The sequence below is a fragment of the Streptomyces sp. NPDC049915 genome, from assembly GCF_040656475.1.
Classification (GTDB): Bacteria; Actinomycetota; Actinomycetes; order Streptomycetales; family Streptomycetaceae; genus Streptomyces.
The window spans coordinates 14829-26736 of record NZ_JBFAMH010000005.1 but is presented as its reverse complement, the minus strand read 5'-3'; the positions used below and the strand labels follow the sequence as shown (position 1 = coordinate 26736).

General features: G+C 72.7%; 14 protein-coding genes and 2 pseudogenes. 8 read left to right on the top strand and 8 right to left on the bottom strand.

The features are described 5' to 3' along the window. Positions 1–68: 68 nt before the first annotated feature. The 3 genes and pseudogenes from AB0J12_RS09885 to AB0J12_RS09875 form a co-directional block, all read right to left on the bottom strand. Positions 69–305, bottom strand: coding sequence for a hypothetical protein (locus AB0J12_RS09885; RefSeq protein WP_363263752.1), 237 nt, complete (start codon positions 303–305; stop codon positions 69–71). Positions 306–414: 109 nt separating this feature from the next. Continuing rightward, the gene (locus tag AB0J12_RS09880) at positions 415–795 is read right to left on the bottom strand and encodes an anti-sigma factor antagonist (protein WP_363263751.1); all 381 of its coding nucleotides are present in this window, start codon (positions 793–795) and stop codon (positions 415–417) included. A gap of 158 nt (positions 796–953) precedes the next feature. After that, positions 954–1409 (bottom strand): annotated as a pseudogene (locus AB0J12_RS09875) (zinc-binding dehydrogenase); the annotation flags it as partial. Between AB0J12_RS09875 and AB0J12_RS09870 the strand changes: the two are divergent. After that, positions 1408–1536, top strand: a pseudogene (locus AB0J12_RS09870) (AraC family transcriptional regulator); the annotation flags it as partial. The pseudogenes AB0J12_RS09875 and AB0J12_RS09870 sit on opposite strands and share 2 nt — an antisense overlap. Positions 1537–1540: 4 nt before the next feature. Here AB0J12_RS09870 and AB0J12_RS09865 read toward each other — a convergent pair. Together AB0J12_RS09865 and AB0J12_RS09860 are read right to left on the bottom strand one after the other, a co-directional pair. Further along, positions 1541–3172, bottom strand: a complete 1632-nt coding sequence (locus AB0J12_RS09865) for an amidohydrolase (RefSeq protein ID WP_363263750.1) — start codon at positions 3170–3172, stop codon at positions 1541–1543. A 256-nt stretch (positions 3173–3428) separates the two neighbouring features. Further along, a complete protein-coding gene (locus tag AB0J12_RS09860; protein ID WP_363263749.1) occupies positions 3429–4055 on the bottom strand; it encodes a helix-turn-helix domain-containing protein in 627 nt (208 codons plus the stop codon). A gap of 69 nt (positions 4056–4124) precedes the next feature. Here AB0J12_RS09860 and AB0J12_RS09855 point away from each other — a divergent pair, with 69 nt between their 5' ends. The 4 genes from AB0J12_RS09855 (at position 4125) to AB0J12_RS09840 (ending at position 7186) form a co-directional block, all read left to right on the top strand. Continuing rightward, complete coding sequence (locus tag AB0J12_RS09855) at positions 4125–5018, top strand: NADP-dependent oxidoreductase (RefSeq protein ID WP_363263748.1); 894 nt, start codon at positions 4125–4127, stop codon at positions 5016–5018. A gap of 101 nt (positions 5019–5119) precedes the next feature. Further along, positions 5120–5836, top strand: a complete 717-nt coding sequence (locus AB0J12_RS09850) for a TetR/AcrR family transcriptional regulator (RefSeq protein WP_363263747.1) — start codon at positions 5120–5122, stop codon at positions 5834–5836. Between the two features lie 430 nt (positions 5837–6266). Continuing rightward, on the top strand, positions 6267–6728 hold the full coding sequence (locus AB0J12_RS09845) for a pyridoxamine 5'-phosphate oxidase family protein (protein WP_363263746.1): 462 nt from the start codon (positions 6267–6269) through the stop codon (positions 6726–6728). Between the two features lie 65 nt (positions 6729–6793). Further along, positions 6794–7186: a VOC family protein gene (locus AB0J12_RS09840; protein WP_363263745.1), complete on the top strand. Its 393-nt coding sequence runs from the start codon at positions 6794–6796 to the stop codon at positions 7184–7186. 49 nt (positions 7187–7235) lie between these two features. Here the strand turns inward: AB0J12_RS09840 and AB0J12_RS09835 are convergent, their stop codons facing one another. Next, positions 7236–7538 (bottom strand): DUF4235 domain-containing protein, encoded by a 303-nt coding sequence (locus tag AB0J12_RS09835; RefSeq protein ID WP_363263744.1) that lies wholly within the window; start codon positions 7536–7538, stop codon positions 7236–7238. Positions 7539–7578: 40 nt separating this feature from the next. Next, positions 7579–8598: a glutathione S-transferase C-terminal domain-containing protein gene (locus tag AB0J12_RS09830; RefSeq protein ID WP_363263743.1), complete on the bottom strand. Its 1020-nt coding sequence runs from the start codon at positions 8596–8598 to the stop codon at positions 7579–7581. 181 nt (positions 8599–8779) lie between these two features. Here AB0J12_RS09830 and AB0J12_RS09825 point away from each other — a divergent pair, with 181 nt between their 5' ends. Continuing rightward, on the top strand, positions 8780–9697 hold the full coding sequence (locus AB0J12_RS09825) for a cation diffusion facilitator family transporter (protein WP_363264160.1): 918 nt from the start codon (positions 8780–8782) through the stop codon (positions 9695–9697). Between the two features lie 86 nt (positions 9698–9783). Here the strand turns inward: AB0J12_RS09825 and AB0J12_RS09820 are convergent, their stop codons facing one another. Further along, positions 9784–10227: a nitroreductase family deazaflavin-dependent oxidoreductase gene (locus AB0J12_RS09820; protein WP_363263742.1), complete on the bottom strand. Its 444-nt coding sequence runs from the start codon at positions 10225–10227 to the stop codon at positions 9784–9786. Positions 10228–10451: 224 nt separating this feature from the next. Between AB0J12_RS09820 and AB0J12_RS09815 the strand changes: the two genes are divergently transcribed. Both AB0J12_RS09815 and AB0J12_RS09810 read left to right on the top strand, forming a co-directional pair. After that, entirely contained in the window at positions 10452–11663 is a 1212-nt protein-coding gene (locus tag AB0J12_RS09815; protein ID WP_363263741.1) for a cytochrome P450, read from the top strand. Positions 11664–11677: 14 nt separating this feature from the next. Next, positions 11678–11878 (top strand): ferredoxin, encoded by a 201-nt coding sequence (locus AB0J12_RS09810; RefSeq protein ID WP_363263740.1) that lies wholly within the window; start codon positions 11678–11680, stop codon positions 11876–11878. Positions 11879–11908: the final 30 nt, after the last annotated feature.

Here is an 11908-nt window from a genome sequence, read left to right as displayed (position 1 = left end):
GCGGGTCGGTGACCCCGCCGCTTCCCGGACGGCCTCGCCGATCCGCGAGGCTTCACCGACCGCCACCGTCACCAGCCGGTCGGGTGCGAACGCTTCCCGCAAGGCCGCCGATGCCTCCTCCACGGTGACGGCCGCGGCCCGCCGGAACGCGCGCCCGGCAGCGTGGCCGGCGCGCGCCCGTCGAGCACCAGCACGGCGATCTCGTCCGCGACGGCGGAGGCCGTGAGACAGCGCAGCGGCGCGGCGTCCGCGATCTGCGCCACCGCCGCCGATCGCTCCCGCACGCTGATCGCGTGCTCGGCCACCTCCGGCAGGATGCGCCGGCCGTCCGGGACGATGCTGTTGACTCCAGTACGGAACCGTCGTGCTCGCGGACCTCGCCGTCGTGTCCCAGGACCGACTGACCCCGGCGCTCTACAGATGGCCGGATGTCGCCCCGGGCCGGCCCAGGGCCGCGTCCCGGGTCGGCTGAGGGGGCAGCAGCCGGGCGAGCCCGGTCAGCCGTAGTACCCGCAGCGTCCGGGCGTGCGTACACACGAGGTGGATCCGGCCGTTCTGCTCCAGCACGCGCCGCCGGGCCCGGTACAGCAGGCGCAGCCCGGAACAGTCGAAGAACTCCACCGCGCTCAGGTCGATCACGACGCGGGGCGCGGGCCCGGCGGTGGCCCGGTCGAGGTGCGGGGCGATCTCGGCCGCGGCGGCGATGTCGATCTCGCCGCGGAATTCCAGCACCGTGTGGCCCCCATCGGCGCGGACACGCAGATGACGCGTGGGCGGCGCAGGGTCCTGCTGCACGACGGCATCGCCTCCAACCCGCTGCGTGGACGGAAACCCCAACGAGGGCCCCCGTCCTGCAAGTTACCCTCGGCCGACAGTATTTGAGCATGTTCGATTGACATATGTCGTCGAATTGCGGCCGAGTTTGATCGGAAGGGTGGCCGGAGTCCTACGGATCAGTCCATCACCAGCACGAGCTTGCCCGTGGTGCGCCCGGTGTCGCCCAGCCGGTGTGCCTCGGCGGCCTCGGCGAGCAGGAAGGCGCCCGCGATCTCGGCACGCAGCTTCCCGGCCTCCACCAACTCGGCGATCCGCCGCATGCCGCTGTGCGAGGCGTCGACCAGCATCCGCACCGCGCGCACCCCGAGCCGCTCGGCCTGTGCCGGGAAGTCGTCGGAGCCCACCGGCAGGATCGACACCACGATGCCGCCCGGTCGCAGCACCCGCAGGGACTTCACCGAGGTCTCGCCGCCGAGCGTGTCCAGCACCACGTCGACGTCCTTGACCGCCTCGGTGACGTCCTGCTCCCGGTAGTCGACGCACTCGTCCACGCCGAGGGACCGCAGGAAGCCGTGCTTGCCGGCGCTCGCCGTGCCGATGACGTACGCGCCGCGCTCCTTGGCGATCTGTAACCTGCCGGTGGACCAGATCGCCGGGGAGGTGGGCTTCGCCACCGGCGCCTCCCTGCGCCAGCACCTGCGCACGGCCATCGGCGTCACCCCGCAGGCCTGCCGGCGCACGTTCCGGGCGGCCCGCTGACCGCTCACGCGTCGGCTGCCGCGTACACCCGCTCCCCTCCCGCGTACGTCAGCGCCACCTTCGTCTCGCCGAGCGTCCGGGCCGGGACGGCGAACGGGTCCCGGTCGAGCACCACCAGGTCGGCGAGGGCGCCCGCGCGCACCTCGCCCGTGTCGTCCAGGTGGTTCACGTATGCCGAACCGGCGGTGTACGCGGTGAGGGCGGCGGACAGGGCGAGCCGTTCGCCCGGCAGGAACACCGGGCCGTCGCCACCCGGTTCGACGCGGTTGACGGCGACGTGCAGGCCCTGCAGCGGGTCGGGACTGCTCACCGGCCAGTCGCTGCCCGCGGCCAATCGCGCGCCCGAGCGCAGCAGGGATTCGAACGGGTACTGCCAGGCGGCCCGTTCGGGCCCGAGGAACGGGATCGTCAGCTCGTCCATCTGCGGCTCGTGCGCCGCCCACAGCGGCTGGATGTTCGCCACCGCGCCCAGCCGCGCGAACCGCGGCACGTCCTCGGGGTGGACCACCTGCAGGTGCGCCAGATGCGGTCGGGTGTCGCGCGGCCCGTTCGCGGCCCGCGCCGCCTCGATCGCGTCCAGCGCGTCGCGTACGGCCCGGTCGCCGAGCGCGTGGAAGTGGCACTGGAAGCCGAGCGCGTCCAGCTCGGTGACGTACTTCGGCAGCTGCCCGGCGTCCACGAAGCTCTTGCCGCGGTTGCCGGTGGCGCAGCCGCACCCGTCCAGATACGGCTCCAGCAGCGCCGCCGTGCCGTTCTCCGCGACGCCGTCCAGCATCAGTTTCACGCTGCCCGCCCGGAACCGCCCGTGGCTCAGATCCTCCCGCTTCTCGACCAGTTCCGGGATCTGCTCGGCCCCGCGCTCCCGGTCCCACCACAGCGCGCCCCGCACCCGCGCGGTGAGCGAGCCGTCCCGGGCGGCGGCGAGGTACACCTCGGACGGGTCGGGCATCCCGAGGAAGTTCCCGACGAGCGCGTCCTGCCAGGCGGTGATGCCGAGTGCGTGCAGGGTGCGCTGTGCGTGCAGCAGGGCCGCCCTCAGGTCGGCGGGCGTGGCCGCCGGGGTGAGCCGCCCGACCAGCTGCATCGCCCCTTCCTGCAGCGTCCCGCTCGGCTCGCCGGAGGCGTCCCGTTCGATCCGCCCGTCGGCCGGGTCGGGCGTGTCCCGGGTGATACCGGCGAGGGCGAGGGCGCGGCTGTTCACCCAGGCGCCGTGGTGGTCCCGGTTGGGCAGATACACCGGCCGGTCCGGCACCACGGCGTCCAGCAGCTCCTTGGTCGGCGCACCGCCCGGATACGCCTCCATCGACCAGCCGCCGCCCGTGATCCACTCCCGCTCCGGATGCGCGGCGGCATACGCCCGTACGGCCGCCATGCTCTCCTCGGCCGTCCTGGTGCCGGTCAGATCACACTGCGTCAGCTCCAGGCCGGCCGGCACCGGATGCACGTGCGCGTCCTGGAAGCCGGGCAGCAGCAGCCGCCCGGCGAGGTCGACGACCTCGGTGCGCGGCCCGGCCAGCTCGCGCAGTTCGTCAGCGCCCACCGCGGTGATCCGGTGACCGGTGACGGCCACGGCGGTGGCGGTACGGGCGGCGGGCGTGAACACGGGGCCGTTGAGGAAGAGCAGGTCGGCGTGCATGAGTTCCTTTCGCTTCCCACCACGGACCCGACGGGCCCCGGTGAGCGGACATGAAACTGCCGACGGGCTTCACAGGTCAACGGTGTTGACATAAGGCCCCCGGCTCCCGGACGCACCGCGCTTCCGGCGGGCCTCAGGACGCAAGAAGGGCCTGGGGCAGCGATGTGCCTTCTCCATCGAGAAGGAAGAGCGGATGTTCACCACTTCGGGATTCGAATCGGTCCCTGGGGCCGCAGCGTTCGATCGGTCGGCAGGTCTACTCCTGCAGGCCGGCGCCATCGCCGGCCACCTGGTGGGCGGAGTTCGCGGACGGGGAGGTGACCTCCCAGGCCGCCTCGATCATCCGGAAGATCTCGTCCACCGCGGTCCTCGGATCGGCCGCTTCGCGGGCCAGCGCATAGGCGTCGATCACGAACCTCGCGATCGCCCGGCACGCCGTTGTGGTCCGGGACAGGTCGGGGTCGGCGGCGATGGCCGTTGCCAGCGACTCCGCGTGGCGCAGCCTCATCGACTCCTCGTACTTCCGCAGGGCGGGTGATGCGTCGATCATGCGCCAGATCGGGGCGGCACTGTCCCCCGTGCAGTGGCGCACCAGGGCCTGGACCTCGCGGCGCAGGGCGGGGATGAGCGGCTCGTGCAGCGCCCGGTCGGTGACCGCCCGCGTGAGGCGTTGCTCGAAGTCCTCGTCCTGCTCGAACACCAGGGCCTCTTTCGAGGCGAAGTGAGAGAAGAGCGTGGTCACGGCCACGTCGGCCTCGGCAGCCACGTCACGAATGCCTACCGCGTCGTACCCGCGTTCCAGGAAGAGCCGCAGGGCGGCGTCAGCGATCTTCTGGCGGGTCGCGGCCTTCTTGCGCTCACGGCGTCCGGTCGGCACGGTCATGCACTCAAGCTATCAGGTGCAAATCCATAACCGATTCAAAACACTACCCGTTAGGGTTACGGTCGCCGTATGAAGAAGGTGAGCTTCGCCGAGTTCGGCGGTCCGGACGTCCTGCAACTCATAGACGCCGAGGAGCCCCACGCGGGCCCCGGCCGGATACGCATCGCTGTGCGGGCGGCGGGCGTGAACCCCGTCGACTGGAGAATCCGTGAGGGCCAGGTTCTGGGGGCCCATCCGACCGCGTTGCCCTCTGGCGTCGGGCTGGACGCCTCTGGGGTGGTGGACGAGGTCGGTGAGGGCGTCGAAGGGGTCGAGGTCGGCGACCGCGTGTTCGGCGAAGGTTCCAGCACGTATGCCGAGTTCGCCGTGCTGTCGGCCTGGGCCCGTATGCCCGAGGGGCTGACGTTCGAAGAGGCGGCCGGGTACCCCTCCGTGGTGGAGACCGCGCTGCGCGTCCTCCGCGAGGTCGGTGTGCAGTCCGGGCAGACGCTGCTGGTCAGTGGTGCGTCCGGGGGAGTCGGATCGGCGGTGCTGCAGATCGCCCGTGACCGCGGCATCAGGGTGATCGGCACGGCGGGGGCCGCGAACCAGGACTATCTGCGGAGCTTGGGTGCCGTCGCCACGACGTACGGCGAGGGCTGGGTCGGTCGGGTGCGGGAGCTCGGCCAGGTCGACGCCGCTCTCGACCTGGCCGGCTCGGGCGTGATCCGCGAGCTCGTCGAGCTGACCGGGGATGCGCAGAAGGTGATCTCCATCGCCGATCTCGGTGCGCCGGAGTTCGGTGTCCGATTCTCCGGCGTGGCCGGGAGCGTGCCGGAAGCGCTCGCCGAGGCCGTCGGCCTCATCGCGCGCGGAAAACTCCACATCCCGGTCGAGAAGTCGTACACGCTCGCCGAGGCCGCGGCGGCGCACATCGACAGCCGGGCCGGTCACACGCGCGGGCGCCGGGTTCTGGTCGTATGAAGCCGGCTGTGCGGCGCGCTCCAGCGGAAAGTGAGGGCGGCGCCGGCCAGGATCTCGCTGGTTCATCACCCCGCAGGCACCATGCACCCAGGAGGCGTCCCATGACCGACCGTGTCGTCCCGCCCGGTGCCCGCCGCCGTCGGCGGCCCACCAAGGCGGGCGTGGTCCTGTCCGAGGAGCTGATCGTCGCCACGGCGCTGCGGCTGATCGAGGAGCACGGCGCCGAGGCGCTCTCGGTCCGCCGGCTGGGCCGCGCCCTGGGCGCCGACCCCAGCTCCCTGTACCGCTACTTCCGGCACACCGACGACCTGATGCTCGCCGTCGCCGACGAGCTCATCGGCCGCAGTATGCGCACCTGGCGGCCCACCGGTGACTGGCGGGCCGACCTGCGCGACCTCGGCCTGCGGATGCACGCCGGGGCGCTCGCCCACCCGCGGGCGGCCGTGCTCAGCGCCCACCGCGTCACCGGGCGCGGGCACGAGATCGCCGCGGTGGAGGCCATCCTCGGGGTGCTGCGCGGTGCCGGCTTCCCGGACGCGGACGCCGTACGCATCTACCACGCCTTCGTCGACCAGGCCCTCGCCTTCGGGGCCCTCGATGCCGCGGGGGCCGCCCTGCCGCCCGCCGCCCGGGAGGCGGAGACCGCGGTGTGGCGGGCCACCTACGCCCGCCTGCCGGCGGCCACCCACCCGCACATCGCCGCCACCGCCGGCCACCTGATCACCACCATGCGCCGCAGCTCCTACCCGGCAGCCCTCGACCTGCTGCTGACAGCGGCGACGACCCGGCTGGCGGAGGCACGGGAAGGGAAGGTGTGACGGCACGCCCAGCCGCGTCCGATTGGAAGACACCGAGGAACCGAGGCCGACCGAACGGACACCCTCCGGCACGAGTCGCCTGCGGCGTGCGGCTGCGGCAGTGAACCGGCATGTGACCGCACCCCCTCTGCGCGAGGTGGGGCAACGACTGCCGGGGAGGCGGGCGGCGTTGGGCGGACGCCCTCCGGCCCTCGCCGTGGCCGACGTAGCTCGGGCGCCCAGCCGGCGCGGGGAGGTGACGGCGCGCGTTCACCCCAGGCCGCCCTCCGCGCGGGCCGCCCTCCGCGCGGGCCGCCCTCCGCGGCGGTCCCCGCCCCGCCCCGGCCGCCGGCCCCGCCGCAGCCGTCCGGTGGACATCCGCCCGCCCTCGCCGCGCCGAAGGGACGGCGTTTCAAGGGTGCGGGCGGGAGGTGATTGCCACACTGGTGGCATGACCACCGCTCCCCGCACCGCGCAGCAGCGCAAACGTGACACTCTGCACCGGCTCGAACGCGACGTCGACGCCTGGGTTGCGACCGCCGCCGAGGACGGCGCGGCCCCCTACCTGGTCCCGCTGTCGTTCGTGTGGGACGGCGCCACCCTGCTGCTCGCCACCCCCGCCGCGAGCCGCACCGGGCGCAACCTCGCCGCCACCGGCACCGCCCGCCTCGGCATCGGCCCCACCCGGGACGTCGTCCTCGTCGAGGGCAGTGCCACGGCCGTCGAGCCGCACGACCTGCCGGAGGAGGACGCCGAGATCTTCGCCGCCAAGACCGGCTTCGACCCGCGTGAACTCGACACGCCCTACCTGTACTTCCGGGTGCTGCCGCGCCGCGTCCAGGCCTGGCGCGAGGCCGACGAGCTCGAGGGCCGGGACCTGATGCGCGACGGCCGCTGGCTGGTGACGGACTGAAACCGGGGTATCCGCAGGATCGAGGGGGCGGACCTGGCCGCCCCGCGCGAACCCGCGGAGGAGACATGGCCCTGTTCACGGCCGGCGTCGTGGTGCTCGACTGTGCCGAACCGGAGAAACTCGCCGAGTTCTACACGGCGTTGCTGGATGGCGAACAGGTGGAGGCGACCGCCAACCGAGTGGAGATCCGCGCCGCGGAGGGCACCCGGCTCGCCTTCCGCCGCGACATGAACGCGACGCCGCCGAGCTGGCCGCGCCCCGAGAACTCCCTCCAGGTGCACCTCGACTTCCTGGTCGAGGACCTCGACGAGGCCGAGCGCCGGATCGTCGGTCTGGGCGGGCGGCCCCTGGACACCAAGGACGCGTCAGGCCCGTACGAGGAGCGCGGTTACGCCGACCCGGCCGGCCACTCCTTCACCCTGCGCCGCGTCGCCCCCACCGCGCCGAAGCTCGGCTGAGCGGCGGGGGCGGAGCGGCCCGGCCCGGTTCCGGCGGGGGCGGGACCGGTCAGTCCCGGCCGCCCTTGTCCTGCACCGGCCAGACACCGGTCGAGCGCTCGATGGCCTTGGCGCCCGTACGGTCCACGGCGCTGCGCACGGCGGCGAAGATCGCACCCTGCACCGCGGCGGCCAGCAGGATCTCGCCCCAGCCGCGGTCCGGGTCCAGCGCGTCGGGCGCGTTGTCCTCGTGCCGGATCAGCTTCCACGTCTTCTGGAACGCGAGTCCGGCCAGCGCACCACCCGCCCAGCCGAGCAGGAAGCCGACGGGCTTGTAGGCGAGGGGGAGCGTCTTCTTCTTCGTCTTGGCCACAGGGTCTCCTTGGGTATGGGTGTCGTGAGGGACTGCGGGATCAGGGACGGCCGCGCGCCGGCACCTCCTCCGCGGGGCACACCGGTCCCGGCGCGGTCCCGTCCCCGAAGGGCCGCCCGCTCAGCCGCTCACGGTGATGGGGCGTCAGCCAGCCCGCCGCATCGGGGCCGAGGGGCACGATGCCGGCCGGATTGATGCCGGTGTGCACCTGGTAGTAGTGCCGCTTGATGTGGTCGAAATCCACGGTGTCGCCGAAACCGGGCGTCTGGAACAGGTCCCGGGCGTAAGCCCACAGCACCTCGTTCTCGGCCAGCTTCCACCGGTTGCACTTGAAGTGGCCGTGGTAGACCGCGTCGAAACGCACCAGCGTGGTGAACAGCCGGATGTCGGCCTCGGTGATCGTGTCCCCGACCAGATAGCGCTGCCGCTCCAGCCGGGCCGCGAGCTTCTCCAGCCGCTGGAAGACACCGGTGCAGGCGGCCTCGTACTCCTCCTGCCCGGTGGCGAAGCCCGCCCGGTACACGCCATTGTTGACGTCCTCGTACACCTCCGCCATCACCGAGTCGATCTCGTCCCGCAGCCCTTCCGGGTACAGATCGGGCGCCCCGGGGCGGTGCAGCGCCCGCCACTCGGTCGCCAGGTCCAGCGTGATCTGCTGGTAGTCGTTGGTGACGAGCCGTCCGCTCGGGACGTCCACGATCGCCGGTACGCTCACCCCGCCCGGGTATCCGCTCTCGCGCCGGTCGTAGGCCTCGCTGAGGTAGCGGATGCCCAGCACCGGGTCGCGGCCGTCCGGATCGAGGGTGAAGCGCCAGCTGCGGTCGTCCTGGATCGGGTCGGCGATCGCCATCGACAGCGCGTCCTCCAGACCGAGCAGCCGCCGCGAGATCACCGCCCGGCTCGCCCAGGGGCAGGCCCGGCTGACCACCAGACGGTACCGCCCGGCCTCCACCGGCCAGCCGTCCCGGCCGTCGGCGGTGATCCGGTCCGCGAAATGGCTCTTCGACCGGCGGAAGGCCTTCCTCCCGTACGCGCTGTTGCCGTCGCCGTCCCGCCCCATGATCCGCTCCTCACTCCTGCCGGGGGTGTGATCCTGCCCTTCTGCCTTCCCCGGGTTCCCCGAAACACCTCACCGGCACGGTGTGATCCCCCACGGCCGGGGCAACCGCCTCTCCGTGAGCGGTACACCCACGCAACGTGACACGGCACGCACGGACGACCGCAGGACGCGGGTCACCGTCCTGGTGGCGCTGGCGGCCAACCTCCTCATCGCGGTCGCCAAGGCGGTCGGCGGCCTCCTCGCGGGCTCGCCCGCCCTGCTGTCGGAGGCGGCGCACTCCGTCGCCGACAGCCTCAACGAGGTCTTCCTGCTGACCGCGCTGCGCCGCAGCCGCCGCCCCGCCGACCGGCGCCACCCCTTCGGCTACGGCAAGGAACGCTTCTTCTGGTCGCTGCTCGCCGCCGTCGGGATCTTCGTGATGGGCGGCTGCTTCTCCGTCTTCCAGGGCGTGGAGGCCCTGCGCGACGGCGCCGAGGAGAGCTTCGGCGGATACGTCGCCGGGCTGGCCGTCCTCGGCGTGGCGCTGCTCGCCGAGGGCGCCTCGCTGCTGCGGGCCCTGCACCAGGTACGCCGGCAGGGCGGGGTGGCGGCGGGCCTGCGCGACCCGGCGCTGCGCACGGTCGTCGCCGAGGACGGCACCGCGGTGCTCGGCGTCACCCTGGCCCTGGCCGGGATGGCGCTGCACATGGCCACCGGGCAGGTCGTCTACGAGGCCGCAGCCTCCTTCGCCATCGGCGCGCTGCTGGTGTGCGTGGCCTACCACCTCGGCCGCGAGGCCCGCGACCAGCTGATCGGGGAGGCCGCCGACCCCGAGGCGAGCGAGCGGATCCGGCGGCTGCTCGCCGGGCAGCCGGAGATCGACAGCGTGGAGGCGCTGTTCAGCATGAAGACAGGGCTCGACTCCGCGCTCGTGGCCGCGCGGATCGATCTGGTGCCGGGGCTGGACAGCGAGCGGGTGGAGGAGGTCGCGGTGCGCATCAAGCGGTCCATCGCCGAAGCGGTGCCCGAGGCGGCGCAGATCTTCCTCGACATCACCGACAGCGCCGCCCGCGAGTCACATGAAAGCCCCGCCGCGACGGGGGAACGCGGCGGGGCCTGACACTCACGTGCCCGCCCCGCGCCCGACCATGCGCACCCACGCGGATTTTCTCCCCGGAGTGCGGCACGCCGGTCCGGCGGACGGTCTCATCCGGTCGGTTCGAGGACGAACACCGGGATCTCGCGGGACGTCCGCGTCTGGTAGTCGGCGTACGGCGGGTACGCGGCGACCGCCCGCTCCCACCACTCGGCCTTCTCCGCGCCGGTGACCTCACGGGCGGTCATGTCCCACTTGCGCGGACCGTCCTGGAGCTCGACCTGAGGGTGCGCCTTGAGGTTGTGGTACCAGACCGGGTGCTTCGGCGCGCCGCCCTGAGACGCGACCAGGGCGTAGCGTCCCTCGTGCTCGACGCGCATCAGCGGCGTCTTGCGGATCCTGCCGCTCTTCACGCCGCGGCTGGTGAGGACGACCACCGGCAGGCCCGTGTCCCGCAGCGTCGTCCCCTGAGTGCCGCCAGAGCTCTCGTACAGCTCCACCTGCTCGCGCACCCACTGCGTCGGGCTGGGCTCGTACTCGCCCTCCAGAGGCATGGCATCGGTCCTTTCGTCGCGTCGTACGGCATCGCTGCTCGCGTCGGTGTGCAACACCGGCACGCGGGCGTTCATTTCCGGTGACCGGGTCCGACGTACCGGAGTGAAGGCTTCCGGCCAGTTTCCCCGCTTCGCCGATGTGGCCGAACTTCGCGTCGCCGCATAGATGCCCGAGGCATCTAATGAAGATCGGAACGAGGCACTCATCGTCTGCGAGGTCATCCATGACGGACTTGACGCATCAGCCGGCACCCGTCGCCTTCCCGCAGGACCGCACCTGCCCCTACCACCCGCCCACCGCCTACGACCCGCTGCGCGCCGGCCCTCCGCTGGCCCGCGTCACCCTCTACGACGGACGTCCCGCATGGCTGGTCACCGGGCACGCCGTGGCCCGTGACCTCCTCGCCGACCCGCGTCTGTCGACCGACCGCACCCGGCCGGGCTTCCCCGCGCCCACCCCCCGCTTCGAGGCGGGCCGCCACCGCCGCGCGGCGCTGCTGGGCGTGGACGACCCCGAGCACCACGCCCAACGGCGCATGCTGGTGCCCCGCTTCACCCTCAAGCGGGCGAACGCGTTACGGCCGGACATCCAGCGGATCGTCGACGGCCTGCTGGACGCCATGATCGCGCAGGGGCCGCCCGCGGAGCTGGTCGGTGCGTTCGCGCTGCCCGTGCCCTCGATGGTGATCTGCGCGCTGCTCGGCGTGCCGTACGCCGACCACGAGTTCTTCGAGGAGCAGTCGCGGCGGCTGCTGCGCGGTCCGGGCGTCGAGGACGTCCTCGCGGCGCGCGACCGGCTCGAGACGTACCTCGGCGATCTGATCGACCGCAAGGCCAAGGACGCGAAGCCCGGCGAGGGCGTCCTCGACGAGCTGGTCCACCAGCGGCTGCGCACCGGCGAGGTGAGCCGGGCCGACGTGGTCGCGCTGGCGATCATCCTGCTGGTCGCGGGCCACGAGACGACCGCCAACATGATCTCCCTGGGCACCTACACCCTGCTGCAGCACCCCGACCGACTGGCCGAATTGCGTGCCGACCCCGGGCTGTTGCCCGCCGTGGTGGAGGAACTGCTGCGGTTGCTGTCCATCGCCGACGGGCTGCTGCGCCTCGCCGTCGAGGACATCGAGGTGGCCGGGACGACGATCCGGGCGGGCGAGGGCGTGCTGTTCTCGACATCGGTCATCAACCGCGACGAGACGGTCTACGCCGACGCCGACAGCCTGGACTTCGGCCGTTCCGCCCGCCATCACGTGGCCTTCGGCTTCGGCATCCACCAGTGCCTGGGCCAGAACCTCGCCCGCGCCGAGCTGGAGATCGCCCTGGGCACCCTCTTCGAGCGGCTGCCCGGCCTGCGGCTCGCGGTCCCCGCAGGGGAGATCCCCTTCAAGCCCGGCGACACCATCCAGGGGATGCTGGAACTCCCCGTGACCTGGTAAGAGGCTGACGCACCATGCACATCCACATCGACAGGGACCTCTGTATCGGCGCCGGCCAGTGCGCCCTCGCCGCGCCGAACGTCTTCACCCAGGACGACGACGGCTTCAGCACCCTCGTCCCCGGCCACGACGGGCCGACCCCCGACCCGATGACGCGCGAGGCGGCCCGCGCCTGCCCGGTGGGCGCGATCACGGTCGGGGAACCGGCGAACTGAGCCCCGGCCGAAGCCCGTCCGGGACGGCCG